Source organism: Ornithinimicrobium flavum, assembly GCF_004526345.1.
GTDB lineage: Bacteria > Actinomycetota > Actinomycetes > Actinomycetales > Dermatophilaceae > Ornithinicoccus > Ornithinicoccus flavus.
On the sequence record NZ_CP038213.1, the window covers coordinates 837,667 to 859,328 of the forward strand.

At 73.3% G+C, this 21,662-nt stretch carries 23 protein-coding genes and 2 tRNA genes; 16 read left to right on the top strand and 9 right to left on the bottom strand.

Going from position 1 to position 21,662, the window contains the following annotated elements:
- Window positions 1–8 precede the first annotated feature (8 nt).
- The gene (locus tag E3Z34_RS03890; RefSeq protein ID WP_134772541.1) at window positions 9–785 is read left to right on the top strand and encodes a fumarylacetoacetate hydrolase family protein; all 777 of its coding nucleotides are present in this window, start codon (window positions 9–11) and stop codon (window positions 783–785) included.
- A 44-nt stretch (window positions 786–829) separates the two neighbouring features.
- A complete protein-coding gene (gene murI, locus E3Z34_RS03895) occupies window positions 830–1,684 on the top strand; it encodes a glutamate racemase (RefSeq protein ID WP_134774730.1) in 855 nt (284 codons plus the stop codon).
- A gap of 24 nt (window positions 1,685–1,708) precedes the next feature.
- Here the strand turns inward: murI and E3Z34_RS03900 are convergent, their stop codons facing one another.
- Complete coding sequence (locus tag E3Z34_RS03900; RefSeq protein WP_134772542.1) at window positions 1,709–2,263, bottom strand: DUF488 domain-containing protein; 555 nt, start codon at window positions 2,261–2,263, stop codon at window positions 1,709–1,711.
- Window positions 2,264–2,325: 62 nt separating this feature from the next.
- Between E3Z34_RS03900 and E3Z34_RS03905 the strand changes: the two genes are divergently transcribed.
- The gene (locus tag E3Z34_RS03905; RefSeq protein WP_134772543.1) at window positions 2,326–3,084 is read left to right on the top strand and encodes an MBL fold metallo-hydrolase; all 759 of its coding nucleotides are present in this window, start codon (window positions 2,326–2,328) and stop codon (window positions 3,082–3,084) included.
- A 26-nt stretch (window positions 3,085–3,110) separates the two neighbouring features.
- On the opposite strand, the gene E3Z34_RS03910 is transcribed toward E3Z34_RS03905, so the two are convergent.
- The gene (locus E3Z34_RS03910; protein ID WP_134772544.1) at window positions 3,111–3,686 is read right to left on the bottom strand and encodes a hypothetical protein; all 576 of its coding nucleotides are present in this window, start codon (window positions 3,684–3,686) and stop codon (window positions 3,111–3,113) included.
- Between the two features lie 132 nt (window positions 3,687–3,818).
- On the opposite strand from E3Z34_RS03910, the gene E3Z34_RS03915 reads away from it, so the two are divergent.
- Window positions 3,819–5,441 (top strand): molybdopterin-dependent oxidoreductase, encoded by a 1,623-nt coding sequence (locus E3Z34_RS03915; protein ID WP_134772545.1) that lies wholly within the window; start codon window positions 3,819–3,821, stop codon window positions 5,439–5,441.
- 146 nt (window positions 5,442–5,587) lie between these two features.
- Here E3Z34_RS03915 and E3Z34_RS03920 read toward each other — a convergent pair whose 3' ends face one another.
- On the bottom strand, window positions 5,588–6,865 hold the full coding sequence (locus E3Z34_RS03920) for an MFS transporter (RefSeq protein ID WP_194092435.1): 1,278 nt from the start codon (window positions 6,863–6,865) through the stop codon (window positions 5,588–5,590).
- 107 nt (window positions 6,866–6,972) lie between these two features.
- Here E3Z34_RS03920 and yczE point away from each other — a divergent pair, with 107 nt between their 5' ends.
- From yczE to E3Z34_RS03950, 6 genes are all read left to right on the top strand, one after another.
- Window positions 6,973–7,713 carry a membrane protein YczE gene (yczE, locus tag E3Z34_RS03925; protein WP_238695339.1) on the top strand — a complete coding sequence of 247 codons (741 nt, stop codon included), beginning with the start codon at window positions 6,973–6,975 and terminating at the stop codon, window positions 7,711–7,713.
- Window positions 7,710–8,504, top strand: a complete 795-nt coding sequence (gene rph, locus E3Z34_RS03930) for a ribonuclease PH (protein WP_134772546.1) — start codon at window positions 7,710–7,712, stop codon at window positions 8,502–8,504. The genes yczE and rph overlap by 4 nt, the downstream gene beginning before the upstream one ends.
- Window positions 8,501–9,154, top strand: a complete 654-nt coding sequence (locus E3Z34_RS03935; protein ID WP_420818972.1) for a non-canonical purine NTP pyrophosphatase — start codon at window positions 8,501–8,503, stop codon at window positions 9,152–9,154. The genes rph and E3Z34_RS03935 overlap by 4 nt, the downstream gene beginning before the upstream one ends.
- A 97-nt stretch (window positions 9,155–9,251) precedes the next feature.
- Window positions 9,252–10,346 (top strand): threonine synthase, encoded by a 1,095-nt coding sequence (gene thrC, locus E3Z34_RS03940; protein WP_134772548.1) that lies wholly within the window; start codon window positions 9,252–9,254, stop codon window positions 10,344–10,346.
- The gene (locus tag E3Z34_RS03945) at window positions 10,346–11,311 is read left to right on the top strand and encodes a homoserine kinase (RefSeq protein WP_134772549.1); all 966 of its coding nucleotides are present in this window, start codon (window positions 10,346–10,348) and stop codon (window positions 11,309–11,311) included. Before thrC ends, E3Z34_RS03945 begins: the two co-directional genes overlap by 1 nt.
- On the top strand, window positions 11,308–12,177 hold the full coding sequence (locus tag E3Z34_RS03950; RefSeq protein ID WP_134772550.1) for a PhzF family phenazine biosynthesis protein: 870 nt from the start codon (window positions 11,308–11,310) through the stop codon (window positions 12,175–12,177). Before E3Z34_RS03945 ends, E3Z34_RS03950 begins: the two co-directional genes overlap by 4 nt.
- 4 nt (window positions 12,178–12,181) lie before the next feature.
- Here the strand turns inward: E3Z34_RS03950 and E3Z34_RS03955 are convergent, their stop codons facing one another.
- Complete coding sequence (locus E3Z34_RS03955) at window positions 12,182–12,994, bottom strand: SGNH/GDSL hydrolase family protein (RefSeq protein ID WP_134772551.1); 813 nt, start codon at window positions 12,992–12,994, stop codon at window positions 12,182–12,184.
- Window positions 12,995–13,077: 83 nt separating this feature from the next.
- Here E3Z34_RS03955 and E3Z34_RS03960 point away from each other — a divergent pair.
- Window positions 13,078–13,159, top strand: a tRNA-Leu gene (locus E3Z34_RS03960).
- 150 nt (window positions 13,160–13,309) lie between these two features.
- Here the strand turns inward: E3Z34_RS03960 and bcp are convergent.
- Window positions 13,310–13,786, bottom strand: coding sequence for a thioredoxin-dependent thiol peroxidase (gene bcp, locus E3Z34_RS03965; protein ID WP_134772552.1), 477 nt, complete (start codon window positions 13,784–13,786; stop codon window positions 13,310–13,312).
- Window positions 13,787–13,878: 92 nt separating this feature from the next.
- Here bcp and E3Z34_RS03970 point away from each other — a divergent pair, with 92 nt between their 5' ends.
- The 3 genes from E3Z34_RS03970 to E3Z34_RS03980 are packed head-to-tail and all read left to right on the top strand — an operon-like array spanning window position 13,879 to window position 16,117.
- Window positions 13,879–14,178 carry a DUF3618 domain-containing protein gene (locus E3Z34_RS03970; protein WP_134772553.1) on the top strand — a complete coding sequence of 100 codons (300 nt, stop codon included), beginning with the start codon at window positions 13,879–13,881 and terminating at the stop codon, window positions 14,176–14,178.
- Window positions 14,179–14,217: 39 nt separating this feature from the next.
- Window positions 14,218–15,210, top strand: a complete 993-nt coding sequence (locus E3Z34_RS03975; protein ID WP_134772554.1) for a magnesium and cobalt transport protein CorA — start codon at window positions 14,218–14,220, stop codon at window positions 15,208–15,210.
- Window positions 15,211–15,223: 13 nt separating this feature from the next.
- On the top strand, window positions 15,224–16,117 hold the full coding sequence (locus E3Z34_RS03980; protein WP_158288592.1) for an alpha/beta fold hydrolase: 894 nt from the start codon (window positions 15,224–15,226) through the stop codon (window positions 16,115–16,117).
- Between the two features lie 83 nt (window positions 16,118–16,200).
- On the opposite strand, the gene E3Z34_RS03985 is transcribed toward E3Z34_RS03980, so the two are convergent.
- Genes E3Z34_RS03985 through tdh form a run of 3 tightly spaced genes read right to left on the bottom strand, consistent with a single transcriptional unit; the run spans window position 16,201 to window position 18,946 of the window.
- Window positions 16,201–16,686 (bottom strand): hypothetical protein, encoded by a 486-nt coding sequence (locus E3Z34_RS03985; protein ID WP_134772556.1) that lies wholly within the window; start codon window positions 16,684–16,686, stop codon window positions 16,201–16,203.
- Window positions 16,687–16,692: 6 nt separating this feature from the next.
- Entirely contained in the window at window positions 16,693–17,883 is a 1,191-nt protein-coding gene (locus E3Z34_RS03990; RefSeq protein ID WP_134772557.1) for a glycine C-acetyltransferase, read from the bottom strand.
- A 10-nt stretch (window positions 17,884–17,893) separates the two neighbouring features.
- Window positions 17,894–18,946: an L-threonine 3-dehydrogenase gene (gene tdh, locus E3Z34_RS03995; protein WP_134772558.1), complete on the bottom strand. Its 1,053-nt coding sequence runs from the start codon at window positions 18,944–18,946 to the stop codon at window positions 17,894–17,896.
- Between the two features lie 83 nt (window positions 18,947–19,029).
- On the opposite strand from tdh, the gene E3Z34_RS04000 reads away from it, so the two are divergent.
- Both E3Z34_RS04000 and E3Z34_RS04005 read left to right on the top strand, forming a co-directional pair.
- A tRNA-Lys gene (locus tag E3Z34_RS04000) sits at window positions 19,030–19,102 on the top strand.
- Between the two features lie 64 nt (window positions 19,103–19,166).
- On the top strand, window positions 19,167–20,300 hold the full coding sequence (locus tag E3Z34_RS04005; RefSeq protein ID WP_134772559.1) for a YihY/virulence factor BrkB family protein: 1,134 nt from the start codon (window positions 19,167–19,169) through the stop codon (window positions 20,298–20,300).
- Between the two features lie 21 nt (window positions 20,301–20,321).
- On the opposite strand, the gene E3Z34_RS04010 is transcribed toward E3Z34_RS04005, so the two are convergent.
- Entirely contained in the window at window positions 20,322–21,608 is a 1,287-nt protein-coding gene (locus E3Z34_RS04010) for a serine hydrolase domain-containing protein (protein ID WP_134772560.1), read from the bottom strand.
- Between the last annotated feature and the right edge of the window lie 54 nt (window positions 21,609–21,662).

A 21,662-nucleotide genomic window follows, 5' to 3' on the forward strand; every position in this document is an offset into this window, starting at 1 on the left:
CTGGAGCCATGCGCATCTGCCGATTCACCACCGGTGAGGACCCCGCCTTCGGGCTCGTCGACGGGGCCGGGGAGAAGATCGCCGAGATCTCCGGCGACCCCCTCTACACCCGCATCGAGCTCACCGGCCAGACCCACCTGGTCGCCGACGTGCGGCTGCTCTCGCCCGTCATCCCGCGGAGCAAGGTGGTGGCGATCGGGCGCAACTACGCCGACCACGCGCGGGAGATGGGCCACGAGCTGCCGAGCGAGCCGATGATGTTCTTCATCCCCAACACCTCGGTCTGCGGCCCGATGGACCCGGTCGTCCTGCCCTCCTTCGCCCAGGAGTTCTCCTACGAGGCCGAGCTGGCCGTCGTCATCGGGCGGATGTGCAAGGACGTCGCCGCGCAGGACGCCCGCTCGGTGATCTTCGGCTACACCGTCGCCAACGACGTGACCGCGCGCGACCTGCAGCGCAAGGACAACCAGTGGGCCCGCGCCAAGGGGATGGACACCTTCACCCCCATGGGCCCCTGGATCGAGACCGACCTGGACGTCTCCGGCCTGCGGATCACCTCCCGCGTCGACGGGGAGACCCGGCAGGACGGCACCACGGCCGACATGGTCTTCGGCGTGGAGGAGCTGGTGGCCCACGCCTCGGCGGCGTTCACGCTGCTGCCCGGTGACGTCATCCTCACCGGGACCCCCGCGGGGGTTGGGCCGATCACCGCGGGTCAGCGGTGCGAGGTCGAGGTCGAGGGGATCGGGGTGCTGGCCAACCCGTTCGTGGCGGCCGACGCGTGAGCGACGCGGTCGACGGTCCCGACCCGGTCGAGGGGCCCGACCCGGTGGCGGTCGACCGGACCGCCCCCATCGGGGTCTTCGACTCCGGGTTCGGCGGGCTGACCGTGGCGCGGGAGATCCTCGACCAGCTTCCGCACGAGTCGGTGCTCTACCTCGGTGACACCGCCCGCACCCCCTACGGGCCGCGGCCGATCGCCGAGGTCCGCCAGTACGCCCTGGAGTGCCTCGACCGGCTCGTCGACCACGGCGTCAAGGCGCTGGTCATCGCCTGCAACAGCGCGTCCGCGGCCGTGCTGGCCGACGCGCGGGAGCGGTATGCCGTGCCCGTGGTCGAGGTCATCCGGCCCGCCGTGCGACGGGCCGTGTCGGTGACGCGCAACGGCCGGATCGGCGTCATCTCGACCCAGGCCACCCACACCTCGCGCGCCTACCTCGACGCCTTCGTCGCCGCGCCGCCGGACGTGCGGGTGACCAGCCGGCCCTGCCCGCGGTTCGTCGAGCTCGTCGAGGAGGGGATCACCAGCGGCCCCGAGGTCGTGCAGACCGCGCGGGACTACCTGGGGCCGCTGCAGGATGACGGGATCGATACCCTCATCCTGGGGTGCACCCACTACCCGCTGCTGACCTCGGCGCTGCAGTACGTCCTGGGCGAGGAGGTCACGCTGGTCAGCTCCGCGGCGTCGACGGCGGCCGACCTCTACCGCATCCTCACCGACGGGGACCTGCTGGCGCCGCAGGACGACGAGCCCTACCACCAGTGGCTGACCACCGGGGACCCGCAGGCGTTCACCTTCCTGGCCCGGCGCTTCCTCGGCCCCGAGGTCGAGCAGGTCCACCAGGCCTTCGTGGGGCGACCGGACGAGCGGCTCCCGGTGCCGGCGGGTGCCGAGCAGCCCTGAGGCCGGCCCGCAGAGTCCTCGTCCTCAGGCCCGCCCCTCAGGTCCGTCCCAGACCAGCGCCCCGTCCTGGCGGACCCGCGCGCCCTCGCTCACCGGATGCTCCACGAGGGCACCGGTGTGCATGAGGTGCCGCACCGGCACCCCGTGGGTCAGCACGGCGACGTCGGCGACGAGGCGACGGTGGCAGCGCCACCACACCGCCTCGCTGCACATGACGACCGTGGGGCGCCGCCGAGCCCCGTCCAGGAGAGCACCCATCGCCTCGGCATACCCCGGCGTCCGGGTCCCGGCCGCGTAGGCGCGGAACTGGTCGACGCGCCACCACGGGTCAGCGCTCGCCGCGTCCTCCTCGCGGGTGAGCCGACGGCGCCCACCCAGGCGCTCCTCCCACCGGTAGGCGATCCCGCGAGCCGGGAGCCACTGCTCCAGCGCCTCGCGCCGGGCGTCGGGGTTGTGCCGCGACCCGGGGAAGCGCCGCACGTCCACGACCTGCTGCACGCCGGCGGCGACCAGCAGGTTGCCCAGGGCGTCACGGTCCAGGGTGCCGTGCCCGACCGTGAGCAGGGGCGGGGCGTCCATCGGCCCAGGGTAGGTGCTCCGACCCCGGACGGCGCGCGGGTCCGGGCGGCACAATGGCGCGCATGGACCTCACGATCGTCGGCTGCACCGGGTCGATGGCCGGGCCGGAGTCGCCCGCCAGCTGCTACCTCGTCCGGGCCTCCGACGGCGACCGCGTCTGGCAGGTCCTGCTCGACCTCGGGTCGGGCGCCCTCGGGGCCCTGCTGCGGCATACCGACCCGCTGACCCTGGACGCCGTTCTGCTCACCCATCTGCACCCCGACCACTGCCTCGACCTCACCGGGCTGCGCGTCCTTCGGGCCCACGGACCACGCCCGGCCGAGGGGTCCCTGGACGTGTGGGCTCCGGACGGCGCGGCCGAGCGGATGGCCCGGGCCTACGGCGTGGTCCGGCCCGAGCCGATGGGCGGGATGACCTTCCGCCGGCTCGAGGACGGGGTGCCGCTGCACGTGGGCCCCCTCACCGTGACGCCGTACGCGGTGCGCCACCCCGTCCCCGCCTTCGGCCTGCGGGTGGAGGCCGACGGCAGGGTCCTGGCCTACAGCGGCGACACGGACTCGTGCCCGGGCCTGGCGCCCCTGCTCGCGGACGCCGACGTGGCCCTGGTGGAGGCGTCCTACCTCGAGAGGCGGGACCCGGGACGGGGGGTCCACCTCACGGCACGGCGCGCCGCCGAGGCCGCGGTGGACGCCGGTGCCCGGCGGCTCGTGCTCACCCACCTGCCGCCGTGGACGGAGGTCGCCGACGCGGTGGCGGAGGCGGCGCAGGTCTGGCCGGGCGAGGTGGAGCTGGCGCGGCCGGGCCGGACCCTGCAGGTCTGACCCGGCCGCGTCCTCACAAGTCGTCCTCAGTGGGCGGGCTGGGCGGTGTGGTGCCAGAAGCTCACGTGCTCGTGGTCCAGCCGGCCCGCGGACAGGAGCAGCACCGCGCCCACCAGGACGGGCAGGACGACGATCCCGGACGAGCCGCCCAGGACGGCCTGCCACATGATGCCGCCGCCCCGGCTGTGCAGCAGGCCGGAGCCGAGGAGCTGGATGACTCCGAGGACCAGGAGCAGGAGCCCGGCCTCGGTGGCCCGCCGCAGCCCCAGGAGCGCCAGCGGCACGAGGGCGCCGAGGATGACGAGGGTCATCACGGGGCCGGTGGTGTCGCGGGCGAACAGGTCGAACCGGGCGTCCAGCACGGCCAGCGCGGCGACCGCCACGCTGAGCCCGAGCAGGGTCGGGATGGCCGCGTCGGTCCGGCGCAGGGCCAGCCATCCCAGACCACCCGCGGTCAGGACCCAGGCCGCGACGCCCAGGATCACCGGGACCAGGGGAAGGTCGCTCACCGCGTAGCCGGCGGCGAAGAGGCCGCCGCCCAGCGCGAGCAGGATCAGCAGCGCGCCGGTGAGCACTCGGAGAACTCGGGAGGTGGTGCGCATCGCTCTCACTCCTTCGGGAGGACGAAGGGGCGGCTCGTGCGGCGGGGATCCGTCGTGACGGCGTCCTGCTCCTATTCTACGTCGTAGTGCGCGTTCATGGAGATTCCCAGCCCGGTGGTCGAGGATGGGGCGATGGTGACCCGACCCCTGCACGACCGGCGCGCCGTCGGGGCTGCGGCCTCGCCCGCAGGCGACGACCCTCGGGCCGCGACCCCGGGAGGCGACCGGTGGTGGCCCGCGCTCGCCGGCATCGCCGCCGGCGCCACGACCCTGGGTCTCGCCGAGCTCCTGGCGGCGGCCCTGTCCCGGACGCTGGGGACGAGCGGGACCCCGTCCCCGCTGCTCGCGGTCGGCGGTGCGTTCGTGGACCGGACGCCGGCCTGGCTCAAGGACTGGGCCGTGGCGACCTTCGGCACGGCCGACAAGGTGGCCCTCGGCGTCGGGATGGGGCTGGTCCTGCTCCTGGCCTGCGCCGCGGTCGGGGTGGTGGCGGTCCGCTCCCGGCCCACCGCGCTGGGCCTCTACGGGCTGCTGGGTCTGGTCGGCGTCGCCTCCGTCCTCTCGCGCCCGGCCTCCGGCCCGCTGGACGCGGTGCCGACGGTGGTCGGCGTGCTGGTGGGTATGTGGCTCCTCGGGCGGCTGCTCGACCGCCGGGCCGGAGCCGGCGCCGGCGTGCCGGGGACCTCGGCCTCGCGCCGGGCCCTGCTGCGGGCCACGGGCGGGCTGACCGTGCTGGGCCTGCTCGGCGTCGTCGCGGGCCAGGCCCTGGGGGCTGCGGGTCGCGCCGCCCAGCAGGCGGCCCGGGCCGTGCGGCTGCCCACCCCTGTGCGCACCGTCACCGTCCCGGCCGCCGCCGGCAGCGACTTGGCCGGCCACTCCGCCTACCTCACCCCGAACGAGGACTTCTACCGCATCGACACGGCGCTGCGCGTGCCGCGGGTCGACCCCTCGACCTGGCGGCTGCGGGTCACCGGCCTGGTCGAGCGGGAGATCGAGATCGGCTGGGAGGACCTCCTGGCCGAGCCGCACGTGGAGGCGCTGGTCACCCTCACCTGCGTGAGCAACCAGGTGGGAGGGGACCTGGTCGGCAACGCTCGGTGGCAGGGCTGGCCGGTGCGGGAGCTGCTGGCCCGGGCCGGGGTGCTGCCCGAGGCCGACATGGTGCTCTCCCGCAGCGTGGACGGGTGGACCGCCGGCACCCCGATCGAGGTGCTCACCGACGACCGCGACGCTCTGCTGGCGGTGGCGATGAACGGCGAGCCGCTGCCGGCCGAGCACGGCTTCCCGGTCCGGATGGTCGTCCCGGGCCTCTACGGCTACGTCTCCGCGACGAAGTGGGTGACCGAGCTCAAGGTGACCCGCTTCGACGCCGACGAGGGCTACTGGACCCCGCGCGGATGGTCAGCCCGGGGCCCGGTGAAGACGGCCTCCCGCATCGACACGCCCCGCTCCGACGACCGGCTGCCGGCCGCGGACATCGTCGTCGGGGGTGTTGCCTGGGCCCAGCACCGGGGTGTGCAGGCGGTCGAGGTGCAGGTCGACGACGGGCCGTGGAGCCGGGCCGAGCTCCTCGCCGAGCCCAGCGTCGACGCCTGGCGGCTGTGGCGCTGGACCTGGGACGACGCCGCCCCCGGCTCCCACACGCTGCGGGTGCGCGCCACCGACGGCACCGGCGAGGTGCAGACCTCCCAGCTCGCCCCGCCCGCCCCGGACGGCAGCAGCGGCTGGCACACGATCTCCGTCCAGGTCACCTGACCCACCGGACGCGCGGTCCTGCCAGACCGGACGCGCGGTCCTGCCAGACCGGACGCGCGTTCTTGCCACACCGGACGCGCGTTCCTGACGGTTATCCACAGGCAGCCGGATCCCCGACCGCGGCCGTGGACCCGCCGCCCAGGGCCTCAGGACAGTTGGCCCACCGGCTCCCGCTCGTTCCCCTCGGACGTCGCGGGTACGTCGACCACCGGCCGCACCGCGTCCATCGCGGCGCGCAGCCTCCGGCCGCCGGCCAGGGCCAGGGTCACGGCCAGTGCGGTCGCCGCCACGGTGACGGTGAACGCCGGCCCGTGCCCACCGGCGTCGGCGAGCCGACCCGCGACGGCGGCGCCGACGGCATACCCGGTGCCTGTGGCGGCGGCGAGCACCGTCATGGCGGCGCCGAGCCGACGCACCGGGGTGGTGCGCTCGGCCAGGGTGAACGTCGTGATCATGGCCGGCGCGATGGCGAAGCCGAGCCCCAGGAGCGCCACCGCCAGGCCGGTCAGGCTGCCGACCGCCAGGAGCGGCAGGGACAGCACGAACATGGCGGCGGTGGCCACCCGCAGGCGCAGGGGGTAGCCGACCCGCTCGGGCAGCATGACCATCGCCAGGCCGGCGATGACCGACCCCACGCCCAGCAGCGCGTGCAGGAGACCGGTCACCCCGGGCGCGCCGGCCTGGGTGGCCAGCACCGACGTGCCGGTCTGGACCGAGCCGAAGACCATCCCGATCGACAGCTGGGTCGCCGCCAGCAGCACCAGGGGCAGGGTCACCAGACGGTCCCCGGCCTCCCGGAGCGATGGCGCCGGCCCGACCAGCCGGCCCGTGGGGTGCAGGGCGAACCAGGTGCCGAAGGCCCCGAGCATGAGCGCGGCCGCGATCAGTGCGGCGACGGGGTGCAGGGCCGCGGCGATGAGCCCGACCAGGGCGGGGCCGAGGACGAAGGAGGCCTCGTCCGCAGCGCCCTCGTAGGAGAAGGCGGTGTCGACCACCCGGGGGTCGTCGGTGCCGACCGCGTGGCTGATGGGGCGCCAGCGCACGCGGGCCATGGTGCCGACCTGCGGCACGAAGGCGCCGCCGAGGGCCGCCGCCACGGGCAGCGGCCACCACGCGGCGCCGGCCTCGTGGGTGAGGGTGAGCCAGGACAGGACGCCCAGGCCGAGGGTGCCGACGACGCTCTGGGCGAGCAGCACGGGGCGCTGGCCGTAGCGGTCGGTGAGCGCCCCGGCCAGGGGAGCGCCGACGGCGTTGGCGACCGCCAGGGCCCCGGCCGTCGCACCGCCGGCGGCGTAGGAGCCGGTCGCCGCGGTGACGGCGAGCAGGGCGGCGATCTGCGACATGGCCAGCGGGATGCGGCCGACGAACGCGACGAGGACGTAGAGAGGACCGGTGAGCGCGAAGAGACGCTGGTAGGACTGCACGGGGGACACAGGTGTGCCGAATGCCTTTCGACGGGTCCACAGGACCGGCGTGCGCCGTCCCACCTCCCGGCGCACAGGACCCTGTGCAACCTCTCTAGGTTACCGGAATGACCAGGTTCGGGGCCAACCGCCGCCAGGGGGCCACCTCCACCACGCCCGACCCGCGCCCGCCGCGCACGCCCGACCCGCGCCGGCGGCTCCACCAGCTCGGGCCCCTGGCCCAGCTGCGGGCCGGGCGCCTGTGGTGGCGGGTGCCGCAGCTGCTCCTCGGCCTCGTCCTGTATGGCGTGTCCATGGCGATGCTCGTCCGCGCGACCCTGGGGGTCATGCCGTGGGACGTGCTGCACCAGGGCGTGGCCCGCCACGTGCCGCTGACCTTCGGCCAGGTGGTCATCGGCGTCTCGGTCCTCGTCCTGCTGCTGTGGATCCCGCTGCGCCAGCCACCCGGGCTCGGCACGGTCGCCAACACCGTGGTGATCGGGCTGGTCGTCGACCCGGCCCTGGCCTGGATGACAGCGCCCGAGAGCTGGGCCGGCCGGATGGGTCTCATGGTGGGCGGCCTGGTCCTCAACGGCGTGGCGACCGCTCTCTACATCGGTGCCCAGCTGGGGCCCGGCGCGCGGGACGGCCTGATGACCGGCCTGGCCCGTCGCACCGGGTGGTCCCTGCGCCTGGTGCGCACGGGCATCGAGGTCGCCGTGGTGGCCCTGGGCTGGTTGCTCGGCGGTGTGCTGGGTGTGGCAACCGTGCTCTACGCCCTGCTCATCGGCCCGCTGACCCAGGCGTTCCTCCCGTGGACGGTGGTGCCGCTCGACCCGCCCCCCGCACGCCCTACGCTGGGAGCATGACGACCCGCCACGACGGCCGCGCTCCCGACGAGCTGCGGGAGATCCGGATCACCCGCAACTGGCTCGACCACGCCGAGGGGAGCGTGCTCGTCGAGTTCGGGCGCACCCGCGTGCTGTGCGCGGCGAGCTTCTCCGCCGGCGTGCCGCGCTGGCGCAAGGGCAGCGGCAAGGGGTGGACGACCGCCGAGTACGCCATGCTGCCCCGCGCCACCCACACCCGCTCCGACCGGGAGTCGGTCAAGGGGCGCCTGGGCGGGCGCACGCACGAGATCAGCCGGCTCATCGGCCGGTCGCTGCGCGCCGTCGTCGACCTCGAGGCCCTGGGGGAGAACACGATCCAGATCGACTGCGACGTCCTGCAGGCGGACGGCGGCACCCGCACCGCCGCGATCACCGGCGCCTACGTCGCGCTGGTCGACGCGGTCGAGAAGGCCCGCAGCCTGGGTCTGATCAAGGCCAAGGCGGAGCCCATCACCGGCTCGGTGTGCGCCGTCAGCGTCGGCGTGATCGACGGTGAGCCGGTCCTCGACCTCGACTACGAGGAGGACGTCACGGCGGACACCGACATGAACATCGTCATGACTGGCGACGGCCGCTACGTGGAGGTCCAGGGGACGGCCGAGGGAGTCCCCTTCGACCGGGAGCTGCTCGACGCCCTGCTCGACGTCGCGGCCGAGGGCTGCGCGGAGCTGACCGCACGCCAGCAGGCCGCCTTCGGGGCCGACGACATGGGTGGTGCCGACTCCCACGAGGTCGGGGCCGACGTCGACCAGGGCCCCCCGACCTGGTGACCGGCGGGGACCGCCGCCTGGTGCTGGCGACCCGCAACCCCCACAAGGTCGCCGAGCTGCGGGACATCCTCCGCGATGTCCTGACCGCCACCGGGCTGGAGCTCATCGGGCTGGACGCGTTCCCCGACCTGGAGGACGTCGTCGAGTCGGGGGTCACCTTCGCGGACAACGCCCTGCTCAAGGCGAGGTATGCCGCCTCCGCCACCGGTCTCCCCGCGCTCGCCGACGACTCGGGGCTGGCCGTGGACGTGCTCGGTGGCGCACCGGGGGTCTTCTCGGCCCGGTGGGCGGGGCCGCTGGCGGCCGCGACCGGCGTCCCGGTCGACGAGGCCAACAACACCCTCCTGCTGGCCCAGCTCGCGGACGTGCCCGACGAGCACCGCGGTGCCGGTTTCGTCTGTGCCGCGGTGCTTGTCGTGCCGGAGCAGCCGGGTGCGGGCGCAGGCCATGAGGTCGTCCGGCTCGGCGAGTGCCGCGGGGTCCTCGCCCGCGCGCCGCGAGGCCGCAACGGCTTCGGCTACGACCCGCTGCTGGTGCGCCCCGACGGGCGCACCCTGGCCGAGCACACCGCGACGGAGAAGCACGCCGTCTCCCACCGCGGCCAGGCCTTCCGATCCCTCGCGCAGGACCTCCGCACCATCCTGGGCTGAGAGGCCCCTGCGGATCCCCGCCCCGGCCCCGTCCGGAGCACGCGTGCGCACGGCATACCCTTGACCTGCCCCCTCCCCAGGACCTCGAGGACTGCCTATGGCGCACCAGTGGCGCGGCGTGATCGCCGAGTATGCCGACCGTCTGCCCGCGACGATCACCGGGACGGTCGTGACCCTGCGGGAGGGAGGGACCCCGCTCATCCCGGCCGAGCATCTGTCCGAGCTGGTCGGCGCGCAGGTGCACGTGAAGTACGAGGGGCTGAACCCCACCGGCTCGTTCAAGGACCGCGGGATGACCGCGGCCATCTCCGACGCCGCGCGGCTGGGGGCCAAGGCCGTCATCTGCGCCTCGACCGGCAACACCTCGGCGAGCGCCGCGGCCTACGCCACGAAGGCCGGGATGACCTGCGGTGTCCTCGTCCCGGACGGCAAGATCGCCATGGGCAAACTGTCCCAGGCCATCGCGCACGGCGCCACCCTCATCCAGGTCGACGGGAACTTCGACGACTGCCTGACGCTGGCGCGCAAGCTGGCCGAGGCCTACCCCGTCGAGCTGGTCAACTCGGTCAACCCGGCGCGGATCGAGGGCCAGAAGACCGCCGCCTTCGAGGTCGTCGACGCCCTCGGTGACGCCCCGGACATCCACTGCCTCCCCGTCGGCAACGCGGGCAACATCACCGCGTACTGGCGCGGCTACACCGAGTACGCCGACCCCTCCGCCCCCGGGGCGCACGGGTCGGCCCCCGCGAGCAGACGCCCGCGGATGTTCGGCTTCCAGGCCGCCGGCGCGGCCCCGATCGTCCTCGGGCACCCCGTCGACGAGCCGGAGACCATCGCGACCGCGATCCGGATCGGCAACCCCGCCTCGTGGGACCAGGCGGTCGCGGCGCGCGAGGAGTCCGGCGGGCTGATCGACGCCGTGACCGACGAGGAGATCCTGGCCGCGCACCGGCTGCTGTCCGCCCGCGAGGGCATCTTCGTGGAGCCCGCCTCGGCCGCGTCGGTGGCGGGTCTGCTCAAGGCGCACGCGGCCGGCCTGGTGCCCGCGGGGTCGACCGTCGTGTGCACCGTCACCGGGCACGGCTTGAAGGACCCGCAGTGGGCGCTGAAGAACGCCGACGGTGACGACGTCGAGCCCGTGCGCACCTCCGTCGACGCGGTCAGCGTGGCCGCGGCGCTCGGGCTGGAGTGATGGCGCGTCCGGGGACGGCCGTCACCGTCACCGTGCCGGCCAGCACGGCCAACCTGGGGTCGGGCTTCGACGCGGTCGGCCTGGCCCTGGGACTGCTGGACGAGTATGAGGTGCGCGTCCTCGACACGCCGGGTCACCTCGAGGTCGTGCTGGAGGGGGAGGGGGCCGCGGTGGTCCCCGCGGACGAGAACCACCTCGTGGCAAGGCACCTGCGGGAGGCGCTGAGCGCCGGCGGGACGGCGTGGCTGGACGGCTACGGGCTGCGGCTGGTCTGCCGCAACACCATCCCCATGTCGGCCGGGCTGGGGTCGTCCGCGAGCGCGATCGTGGCCGGGCTGGGGCTGGGCTTCGCGCTGGTGCGGGGCGGTGAGCTGACCGAGGCCGATCTCGGGCTCGTGAACACGCTCGCCGGTGTGGCCGAGGGCCACCCGGACAACTCCTCGGCCTCCGTCCACGGCGGCCTCACCATCTCCTGGATGCCGTCCCCGCAGGTCGTCCGCACCGCCCGCCCGCGCCTGCACCCCGACGTCGTCCCCGTGGTGCTCGTCCCCACGGCCGAGCGGCTGGACACGGCGGTCGCCAGGTCGGTGCTCGGCCCGCAGGTGGCCCGGACCGACGCCGTGCAGCAGGCCGGACGGGCGGCGCTCCTGCTGCACGCGCTCACGGCCGAGCCGGCCCTGCTGCTCGACGCCACCCAGGACCGGCTCCACCAGGAGCAGCGACGGGAGGTCTACCCGGTGACGATGGGCGCGGTCGACACCCTGCGCGCGCTGGGGCACGCCGCGGTGGTCTCCGGGGCGGGCCCCACGGTGCTCGTGCTCACCACCGGTGACCTGGAGGAGGTCGTGGTGGCCGAGGTGCGCTCCTGGGGCAAGGGGTGGCGGGTGCTGCGACCGGGGGTGCCGGACGTGGGGCTGCAGGTCGTGCCGGGCGCGGCCGAGGGGACGGACGGGGCAGGCTGGTGAGACACCGGGCCTTCACCCAGGTCGACGTCTTCGGCCCGGGGTCCGGGCTGGCCGGCAACCCGCTCGCTGTCGTCCACGACGCCGACGGCCTCGACGAGGCGACGATGGCGGCCTTCGCCCGCTGGACCAACTTGTCGGAGACGACCTTCCTGCTGCCACCGACCGACCCCCGTGCCGACTACCGGGTGCGGATCTTCACCACGGGCGGTGAGCTGCCCTTCGCCGGGCACCCGACCCTGGGCACGGCGCACGCGTGGCTCGAGGCGGGCGGCCGGGCACGGCATACCGACCGGGTGGTGCAGGAGTGCGGTGCGGGGCTGGTGCCCGTGCGCGTGGGCGAGCGGCTCGACTTCGCCGCCCCGCCGCTGGTCCGCTCGGGACCGGTGGACGAGGCCCGTTCCCAGACCGTGCTGGCGGCACTCGGTCTGGCGGCGGAGGACCTTGTCGGCATGGCCTGGGTGGACAACGGACCGGGCTGGATCGCCGTCGAGCTGCGGTCGGCCGAGGCGGTGCTCGCCGTCGAGCCGATGGCCGAGCACTTCGGCGGCGGTGGCGGGTCGGCGCTCGGCGGGCTGGCGCTCGGGATCGTGGGCCGCTGGGCGGATCCGGCCGCGGTCGGCAAGGACGTCGAGGTCCGCGCCTTCTTCCGCGACGGCGCGGCCCTCTTGGAGGACCCCGTCACCGGCAGCCTCAACGCCGGCCTCGGGCAGTGGCTGATCGCCGCCGGCCGGTTGCCGTCCCGGTATGTCGCGGGCCAGGGCGCCCGGGTGCGTCGAGACGGCCGGGTGCACGTCGAGCAGGACGGACCTGACCTCTGGGTCGGGGGCCAGGTCACCACGGTCATCCGCGGCGAGGTCCTGCTCTAGCGAACTACCGCAGACTGCGCGGGTTGATCTGTGACGTCAGCGCGGCTGCGTAGGCACGCTGACCGTCCACGGTGGGGTGGAAGTTGTCGGGGTAGATCCACGAGTCGGACGAGTTGACCCCGTGCCCGTCGAACCGCTTCGCCACGTCGACGTACTGGAAGCCCGCCCCGGTCGCCTCCGCCGCGATGACGGTGTTGAGCAGGTCCGCCGCGTCGTTGAGCATCTGCTGCTCGGTCACCGATGCCCCGAGATAGTCGCCGTACTCGGGGGAGAACAGCCGCGGGTACCCAGTCACGACCACGTGCGCGTCCGGCGCGGCCGCGTCGACGGCCGTGTAGGCGTCGTCCAGCAGGCCGGGCAGGGCGTTCGTCACCAGGCCCGTCGAGTAGGCCAAGGCGCCGGCGCACTGCTGGTCCGAACCGTACAGACAAAGCCCGACCGCCTGGCCCCAGGCGACGTCGTTGCCGCCGATGGAGATCGTGACGAGGTCGGTGTCCTCGTCCAGCGCACCAAGCTGGGCGTGGACGGAATTGACTTCACCCTCGGGATTGGAGGCGACCGCCCCGGAGCAGGCTGCGAAGTCGTCCAGGTCGATCTTCATCCGCCCGTCGAGCACGTACGGGTACGCCAACGGCGACTGGCCACAGGGAGGGGTGAAGGGTGCCGTGCCGAAGCCCGCCGCATACGAGTCACCGAGGGCGTCGTAGACGACCTCCCTCGGGGCAGCAGCTGCGGGGAGGGCGGTGGCCGCGGCCATCGCCACGGCGGAGAGGGTGACGAGGACGGGGCGGGTCCGGCGAGCTGTGCGAGGGTCCATGAGCCGACGCTAGTCCTGCCGTGGCCCGTCTGTCAGGGAAACCGTCAGGTGAGCCGCGCCACGCTAGGTAGGCTGGCCTGCGCGCGCTCGTGGTGGAACTGGTAGACACGCAGGATTTAGGTTCCTGTGCCCTTGGGTGTGCGGGTTCGAGTCCCGCCGAGCGCACCGCGATCCATCCCCCCACCCCCGACCTGTGCACCCCGATCCGACTTCTGCACGGGCTATAGGGCGCCCACATGTCAGATTTCGGTGCACAGGTCGGGAAGGGGGGCGGGGCGAGCCCGCACGCGGGCCGGGGGCGTCGCCGGTATGGCGTCAGCCGGGCAGCTCCACGCCGAGCTGCTTGGCCAGGGACGCCACGTGGCCCTTGGCCTTGACGTTGTACTTCGCCAGCTCGAGGACACCCTGCTCGTCGACGACGAACGTGGAGCGAATCACGCCCATGACCTTCTTGCCGTAGTTCATCTTCTCGCCGTACGCGCCGTAGGCGGTGAGCATCTCCTTGTCCGGGTCGGACAGCAGGGGGAAGGGGAGCGACTCCTGCTCGGCGAAGGCCGCGAGCTTCTCCGGGCCGTCGGGGGAGACGCCGACCACGGCATACCCCTGCTGGGCGAGGACGGCCTCGTTGTCCCGGAAGTCGCACGCCTGGGTGGTGCAGCCGGGGGTCACGGCCGCGGGGTAGACGTAGATGATGAGCTTGCGCCCGGCGAAGTCCGACAGGCTCACCTGGCGCCCCTGCGCGTCGGGGAGCGTCCAGGCGGGGGCGGGCTGACCGGGCTCGAGCTTGGGCATGACGGACCTTTCGACGGATCGTGCGGCGGCATTCTGCGTTATCGTCTCATCGACGACCAGCCCACCTCCGACGAGCCGAGGAAGATTCCCACATGGCCGACAAGCAGCCCGCCCGCTCCACCAAGGAGATCGAGGCCGACATCGCCGCGACCCGCAACCGGCTGGCCCGGACGGTCGACGAGCTGGCCTACCGCGTGAGCCCGGACACCATCAAGGCCAACGCGAAGGCCAAGGTCAACACCCAGGTCCACTCGCTGGTCGGGCAGGCCAAGGGCAAGGTCGTCGACCCCGCCGGCGAGCCGCGGCTGGACAACATCGCCAGCGCACTCGGCGTCGTCGCCGGCGCCGCGCTCTCCCTCGGTGTGCTGCGTCGTCTGTTCAACAAGGGCTGACGTGCCTACCGGCGGGTATGCCGTGCGCTCGCCCGCCGCGTGATCGTCGACCAGGCCGTCTACCGCGGGGGCCGGCGCGAGGAGTGCGGCGACCTGTCCGAGACCCTGGCCACGCTGCGGGCTCCCGGCGCCCCGGACGAGGACTTCCTGTGGGTGGGTCTGAAGGACCCCGGGCCTGAGGAGTTCGACGTCGTCGTCCGCGAGCTCGATCTGCACCCGCTGGCCGTCGAGGACGCCCGCTCCGGGGACGAGCGCGCCAAGATCGAGCCCTACGGCGAGAGCGCCGACTCCTTCTTCGCCGTGGTCAAGACCCTCCGCTACCTCGAGGCGACCTCGGACATCGAGACCGGTGAGGTCGTGGTCATCCTGGCCCCTCACATCGCCGTCACCCTCCGGTGGGGCGAGGTGGCCCCGCTCGCCGGGCTGCGGCAGCGGTTGGAGGAGCACGAGCATTCGTTGCTGCGCCGGGGGCCGGTCAGCGTCCTGCACGGGGTCCTCGACACGGTGGTCGACACCTACGTCGAGATCGACGACGAGGTGGCCAGGGACCTGACCGAGATCGAGGCGGACGTCTTCGGCGGGGGCAACCGCACCCACTCCACCACCATCTACCGGCTCAAGCGGGAGGTCCTGGAGTTCCGCCGCGCCGCGGCGCCGCTCCGCGTCCCCCTGCAGACGCTGGCGGACGACGAGGGACCCGTGCGTGACCCGGAGATGAGGCTGCACTTCCGGGACGTCAGCGACCACCTGCAGGAGGTGCTCCAGGACGTCGAGAGCTTCGACTCCCTGCTCTCCGACGTCCTGTCCGCCCACCTGTCCCAGATCGGGGTGCAGCAGAACTCCGACATGCGCCGGATCTCGGCCTGGGCGGCGATGATCGCGGTGCCTACCCTCATCGCCGGCGTCTACGGCATGAACTTCGACCACATGCCCGAGCTGCACTGGGCCTTCGGCTACCCCCTCGCGCTGCTGGTCATGGCGGTGGCGGTGGGCCTCCTGCACCGCTCGTTCCGCCGCTCCGGCTGGCTCTGAGACACTGGCCGGTGTGAGCACCAGCACCACGGACGGCACTACCACCGCCAACGGCACCGCCTACCGCGTCCAGGGCGCGCCCGGCGGCAGGCCGGTGGTGGCCCTGCACGGCACCCCGGGGTCCCGCTTCAGCGGCACTCCCGCCAGGGACGCGCTCAACGCGCTGGGCCTGCGGGTGGTCACCCTCGACCGACCCGGGTATGGCGACACCCCGGCCGGTGAGCCCCGCCCGGCCCGGGAGCTGGCGGCGGACGTGCTGGAGGTGCTCGACCACGTGGGCATCAGCGAGCCGGTGGGTGTCCTCGCCGCCGGCGGCGGCACCCTGGCCGCGCTCGCGCTCGCCGCGCGGCACCCCGAGCGGGTCGCCGCCCTGACGCTCGTCTGGCCCCAGGCGCCCGGTGCCTCCGACGCGGGCAGCCCCGGGATGGACCAGCACGAGTGGGTGCGCGACATGGACGAGCAGCAGCGCATGCTGCACGCCCTGGCCCTGCAGGACCCCGTCTTCCTGCGGGACCAGCTCGAGCTCGGGCTGGGCCAGGACGCCGGCGCCGACGGCATCGTGCTGGACCTGGCCCAGGCCCAGGAGCCCTGGGGCGTGGACCCCGCGGACGTCAGCTGCGTCGTCGACGTGTGGTGGGGCACCGACTCCTCGGTGACCCCGGCCGGGCACGCGCGGTGGCTGTCCGAGCGGCTGACCGGGGCCGAGGTGCACCGGCACGAGATGGACGAGCCGCGGTGGCACGTGCGTCGGCTGGCCGAGGTCTTCGCCACGCTGGGGGAGCGGCTCGGGGTCGAGCCGCTCACGGCCCAGGAGCTGGCGGCCGTCACGGCCGCGGTCGACACGGACGGGTGCGGCGGCGGACGTATCGGCGGCTGCGCCTGCGGGGCCGGCGGCTGCGGAGGCTGAGGCGGCCCGCGCCGCAGAGTGGGCACAGTCGGCCGCACCGCAGCGTGGGCACAGTCCCACGGTGACCGGCGAGGACGTCCCCCTCAGCCCGGCTGGGCCGGCCCCCGGGGGCTGATGAGGTCGAGCGCACCGGGACGCAGCTGGTCACGGACCAGCACGACCCGCTCACCGGGCGTCGGCTCCGGCGCGGCCCACACGGTGTCGCCGACGCTGAGGCCGCCGGTGCTGCTGACGGGCAGCCGCACCTCACCCTCCGGGCCGTCCACCACGACCTGGCGGGCTGCCAGTCGGGTGATCGTCACCCGCACCGGGTCGACGTCACGGGCGTGCTGGACCTGGCGCACCCGCCGCCGCTGCCGGAACCCCTCGACGGCGACGAACGTGGTGGCCCACCCCAGGATGAAGAACCAGTCGACGCGGTCACCCCACAGTCGCATGATCACCCAGGACGCTCCGACGCAGAAGACCCACAGGAAGACGACATACCCCCACTGCGGCCCGGCCTGCTCGCGCAGCAGACGCCTGACCTGCGTCCGGGTCCGGCCCGTCGCCTGGTGCTGAGCCCCCACCAAGCCTCAGCCCACCTCGTCCCGCGCGGCGACGAAGGCCTCGACGCAGGTGCGGACGTCCTGCTCGCTGTGGGCGGCGGAGAGCTGCACGCGGATCCGCGCCCTGCCCTTGGGGACGACGGGGTAGGAGAAGGCGATGACGTAGACGCCGCGGGCGAGCATCGCGTCAGCGACCTGGGACGCCGTGCGCGCCCCGTCCTCACCGGGGAACATCACCGGGACGATCGCGTGCTCGCCGGGCAGCAGCTCGAAGCCGGCCTCGGTCATGAGGGTGCGGAAGAGCTCGGCGTTGCGGCGCAGCACGCGGCGGGGCTCGTCGGAGTCGCGGGCGAGCTGGATGGCCTTCATCGAGCCGGCGACCACGGAGGGCGCGACGGCGTTGGAGAACAGGTAGGGCCGGGCCCGCTGCTTGAGCAGGTCCACGACCTCCTGGGCGGACGCGACGAAGCCGCCCGAGCCCCCACCCAGGGCCTTGCCGAGGGTGCCCGTGACGATGTCGACCCGGTCCATCACCCCGCAGGCCTCGTGGGAGCCGCGGCCGTTCTCCCCGATGAAGCCGGTGGCGTGCGAGTCGTCCACCATGACCATCGCGCCGAACTCCTCGGCGAGGTCGCAGATCTGCTCGAGCGGCGCGAGGTAGCCGTCCATCGAGAAGGCGCCGTCGGTGACGATCAGGGTGCGGCGGGCACCCTTGTCACGGGCCGCCTCCAGCTGGGCCCGCAGGTCGTCCATGTCCCGGTTGCGGTAGCGGAAGCGCTGCGCCTTGGACAGCCTCACCCCGTCGATGATCGAGGCGTGGTTGAGCTCGTCGGAGACGACGGCGTCCTCGGCCCCGAGCAGCACCTCGAAGATGCCGCCGTTGGCGTCGAAGCACGAGGGGAAGAGGATCGAGTCCTCGGTGCCCACGAAGTCGGCGATGAGCCTCTCCAGGTCACGGTGCTGGGTCTGGGTGCCGCAGATGAAGCGGACCGACGCCATACCGAAGCCCCAGGTGTCCAGGGCGTCGCGGGCCGCGGCCACGATCTCGGGGTGGTCGGCCAGACCGAGGTAGTTGTTGGCGCAGAAGTTGAGCGCCTCGCCCTGCGTGGTCGCGATGTGGGAGGACTGGGGGGTGGTGTTGAGGCGCTCGCGCTTGGTCAGCCCGTCGGCCTCGATCTGGTCGAGCTCGGCGCGCAGCTGGTCCTTGACTCCGTACATCCTGCTCTCCTCAGCTCCAGTCCATGATGACCTTGCCGACCTCGCCGGAGCGGGCCGCCTCGAAGGCATCCTCCCACTGCTCGGCGGGGAAGCGGTGCGTGATGACCGAGCGGATGCGGTCGCGCAGCACCTCGGAGGTCTGCAGCATCGCGGTCATCTTGTACCAGGTCTCGTACATCTCCCGGCCGTAGATGCCCTTGAGCGTGATCATGTGGGTGATGACCTTGCCCCAGTCGATCGCGAACGGCTCGGAGGGCAGTCCCAGCATGGCGACGCGGGCCCCGTGGGTGCAGTTGTCGATGAGCTCCGACACCGCCCTGGGGTTGCCCGACATCTCCAGGACCACGTCGAAGCCCTCGGTCATCCCGAGCCGCTCCTGCGCGGAGCTGATGCGCTCCTGCGAGACGTCGATGACCAGGTCGGCCCCCGCTGCCCGGGCCAGCTCCAGCCGGGGGGCGGAGACGTCGGTGACCACGACGAAGCGTGCCCCCGCGTGGCGCACCACCGCGGCCGCCATCACCCCGATGGGGCCGGCCCCGGTGATGAGCACGTCCTCGCCCTCGAGCGGGAAGGACAGCGCGGTGTGCACGGCGTTGCCGAGCGGGTCGAAGACGGCGCCGAGGTCGGGGTCGATGAGCTCGGGCTGGACCCAGACGTTGTCGTGGGGCACGACGACGAAGTCGGCGAAGCAGCCGTCCCGGTTGACGCCGAGGTTGGAGGTGTTGACGCACATGTGCCGGCGGCCGGCCCGGCAGTTGCGGCAGTGGCCGCACACGACGTGCCCCTCCACCGAGACCCGCTGCCCGACCTGCAGGCCGTAGCGGCCACCCTCCGGCACCCCCGGGCCGAGCTCGACGATCTCGCCGTAGAACTCGTGGCCCACCACCAGCGGAGGCTTCAGCATCGAGGCCGCCCAGTCGTCCCACGACTCGATGTGCAGGTCGGTGCCGCACAGCCCCGCCCGCAGCACCCGGATCTTCACCTCACCCGGCCGGGGCTCCGGCTCCGGCAGGTCCATGAGCTCCAGACCTGGCCCCGCGGTGGGCTTGACGAGTGCACGCATGCGCCCATGATGGCTCATCATCGGCAGCCCCGATCCATTTGGGGCGGCGGCCCGGCCCGGTGTAGAGTTTCTCGCTGTTGCCGGCGCCTATAGCTCAATTGGCAGAGCAGCTGACTCTTAATCAGCGGGTTCGGGGTTCGAGTCCCTGTGGGCGCACATCGAGAAGGGGCAGGTCCTGGTGGACCTGCCCCTTCTGCATACCCGTGTCAGACTCGGGACCGTGAGTGACACCCAGCATCGAGAGACCATCGACCGAGGCCAGGATGCGGGCGACTTCGAGCGCCGGGACGACCGGGCGCCCGACTCCCCGACCGACCTGCCCAGGACGCACTGGAAGGGTGTGCTGAAGCGCACCGTGTCGGAGTTCGGCAAGGACGGGGGCTCCGACCTCGCCGCGGCGCTGACCTACTACTCGATCATGTCGCTGGCCCCGATGCTGCTGGCGCTGTCGACGTCGTTGACCTTCTTCGGCCAGAGCGAGGCCACCCAGGACGCGGTGGAGCAGCTCGGCACGCAGCTGGGGGTGGAGCAGGGGACGATCGAGACCGTCAACGGCTACATGGAGAGCATGGGAGGGTCCGGCGGGGCGGGGATCCTCTTCGTCGTCGGTCTGGTCGGTGCGCTGTGGTCGGCGTCCAACTACGTCAACGCCTTCAGCCGGATGATGAACCGGGTCTACGGCGTGGAGGAGGGCCGGCCGGTCTGGAAGCTGCGGCCCTGGCTGCTCGGGCTCACCCTGCTCGTCGTGGTCCTGCTCATGGTGATCATCCTGTCGGTCACCCTCTCCGGCTCGCTGTCCGAGATCATCTTCGGCTTCATCGGGCTGTCCGACCTGGCGACGACGGTCTGGAACTGGGCCAAGTGGCCGTTCATCCTGCTCATGCTCATCGTCATCGTCGCGATGCTCTACTGGGGCACACCCAACGTGCGCCAGCCCAAGATCCGCTGGCTCAGCCCGGGTGCGGCCCTGGCGGTCGTGGTCGCGATCCTCGCGGCGGCCGGCTTCTTCATCTACCTGACCGGCTTCGGCGGCGAGGACTCCTACAACGCGACCTACGGCGCGCTCGGTGGTGTGATCATCCTGCTGCTGCTGATCTTCATCATCAACAACGTCCTGGTCCTCGGGGCCGAGCTCGACGCCGAGCTGGAGCGGGGCCGTGAGCTCGCGGCCGGCATGGCGGCCGAGGAGGAGATCCAGCTGCCGCCGCGGGACATCAAGGGGACGAGGAAGAAGGCGTCGAAGCAGGCCGCGGCGGTCCGGGAGGCGCGGGAGCTGCGGATGCGGTCCGCGAGCAAGCTGCGCGAGGCGGGCAAGAAGGTCGGCCTGGAGGGGCGGGGCTCCGGCCGCGACTGAGACGGTATGCCGTGGGTCCGGTCACGCCCCCGCGGCCAGCTGTCGCAGCATCGTCGACGCCTCCTCGTCCTCGGGGTCGAGCTCCACGGCGCGGGAGAGGTGCTGCACCGCCTGCTCGCGCCTCCCGTCGATCTCGTGCGCCCACCCGGTGCTGAGCTCCATCTGGGCGGAGTCGGGCTGCACCGTCGCCCAGACCTCCAGCAGGGGCCACGCCAGGTCGGTCCGGTGCATCTCGATGACGCCCCACACGGCGTCGGCGAACCCGTCCTCGCCCAGGTCGTAGGCGGCACCCTCCGCCTCGAGCCGCCGGTAGAGCTCGACGGCCCTCGCCACGCCCGACTCCTCGAGCGCCCCCGCCAGCGCCACGGTGACCGGCGGTGCGGGGGGATCCGCCAGGTCCTCGCCCAGGAGGACGTCCAGCGCGGCCTTGGTGAGGGTGAAGGTCGTGCCCCAGAACCAGCCGAGCGCCATCTCCCGCTGGAAGTCTCCTCCCGTGCCGGCGACCGGCGCCCACATCACCTCGTGGGTCGCCGGCGACATCAGCCCCCGACCGCCGGCCAGGTGCGCGACCATCCAGCGGCTCAGCTCGGCGGCGCTGCTGTGGAGGGTCGAGCTGGGCGCGTGCCGGCGGGTGTAGGGGTAGGCCCCCTCGACGCCCCGCGGCGGCAGTCCCAGGTGGGGGCTCGCGGCCTGACCCGCGGGGACGTCGGAGCGCAGGAAGGTGCTGGTCGTCATCCCCGCGGGGTCGAGCACCCGGTCCTTGAGGTGCGCCTCGAAGGTCGTCCCGCCGACCGTGGCGACGAGGTGCCCCAGCAGCTCGTACCCGGCGTTGGAGTAGGCGAAGTCGGCACCCGGGTCGCGCTCCAGCGTCCAGCCGGCGACCCGGGCGGCGAAGCGACCGAGCGCCCCGTCGTCGAGCTCGGGCTCGTGCCAGCCGTAGTCGCTCACGTCGCCCAGGCCCGACGTGTGCGACAGCAGCTGCCGGACGGTGATGGAGGTCGCCCGGGCGCCGGAGGGGGCGGGACCGGGCAGGTATGCCGCGACGCTCCGGTCGAGCTCGAGCTGGCCGCCCTCGACGAGCTGCATCACCGCGGTGGCGACGAAGGTCTTGGAGATCGAGGCGAGGTGGAAGAGCGTGTCCTCGGTGACCGGTCGGCCGGTGCGCCGGTCGCGGGTGCCGAACGAGCGGGTGGCGACCCGGTCGCCGTCGCGCACGACGCCGATGGCCATCCCCGGGAGCGCCCAGGTGTCGACCACGCGCTGCGCGTAGGCCGATAGGGGCGCGTCGCTCGCCGGGGGAGGTCCCACCCGCCCACGGTACTCCTGGCTCCACGCGCTCGGGGATTAACCGCAGGTAGGTTG

Bases quoted from the DNA above. Each gene is read 5' to 3' on its own strand.
- tdh (WP_134772558.1), bottom strand. From the start codon at position 18,946: ATGCGTGCACTCGTCAAGCCCACCGCGGGGCCAGGTCTGGAGCTCATG.
- E3Z34_RS03970 (WP_134772553.1), top strand. From the start codon at position 13,879: ATGGCCGACAAGCAGCCCGCCCGCTCCACCAAGGAGATCGAGGCCGAC.
- E3Z34_RS03915 (WP_134772545.1), top strand. From the start codon at position 3,819: ATGGTGACCCGACCCCTGCACGACCGGCGCGCCGTCGGGGCTGCGGCC.
- E3Z34_RS03990 (WP_134772557.1), bottom strand. From the start codon at position 17,883: ATGTACGGAGTCAAGGACCAGCTGCGCGCCGAGCTCGACCAGATCGAG.
- E3Z34_RS03955 (WP_134772551.1), bottom strand. From the start codon at position 12,994: ATGGACCCTCGCACAGCTCGCCGGACCCGCCCCGTCCTCGTCACCCTC.
- E3Z34_RS03900 (WP_134772542.1), bottom strand. From the start codon at position 2,263: ATGGACGCCCCGCCCCTGCTCACGGTCGGGCACGGCACCCTGGACCGT.
- E3Z34_RS03910 (WP_134772544.1), bottom strand. From the start codon at position 3,686: ATGCGCACCACCTCCCGAGTTCTCCGAGTGCTCACCGGCGCGCTGCTG.
- thrC (WP_134772548.1), top strand. From the start codon at position 9,252: ATGGCGCACCAGTGGCGCGGCGTGATCGCCGAGTATGCCGACCGTCTG.
- yczE (WP_238695339.1), top strand. From the start codon at position 6,973: ATGACCAGGTTCGGGGCCAACCGCCGCCAGGGGGCCACCTCCACCACG.
- E3Z34_RS03890 (WP_134772541.1), top strand. From the start codon at position 9: ATGCGCATCTGCCGATTCACCACCGGTGAGGACCCCGCCTTCGGGCTC.
- E3Z34_RS03905 (WP_134772543.1), top strand. From the start codon at position 2,326: ATGGACCTCACGATCGTCGGCTGCACCGGGTCGATGGCCGGGCCGGAG.
- bcp (WP_134772552.1), bottom strand. From the start codon at position 13,786: ATGCCCAAGCTCGAGCCCGGTCAGCCCGCCCCCGCCTGGACGCTCCCC.
- rph (WP_134772546.1), top strand. From the start codon at position 7,710: ATGACGACCCGCCACGACGGCCGCGCTCCCGACGAGCTGCGGGAGATC.
- E3Z34_RS03945 (WP_134772549.1), top strand. From the start codon at position 10,346: ATGGCGCGTCCGGGGACGGCCGTCACCGTCACCGTGCCGGCCAGCACG.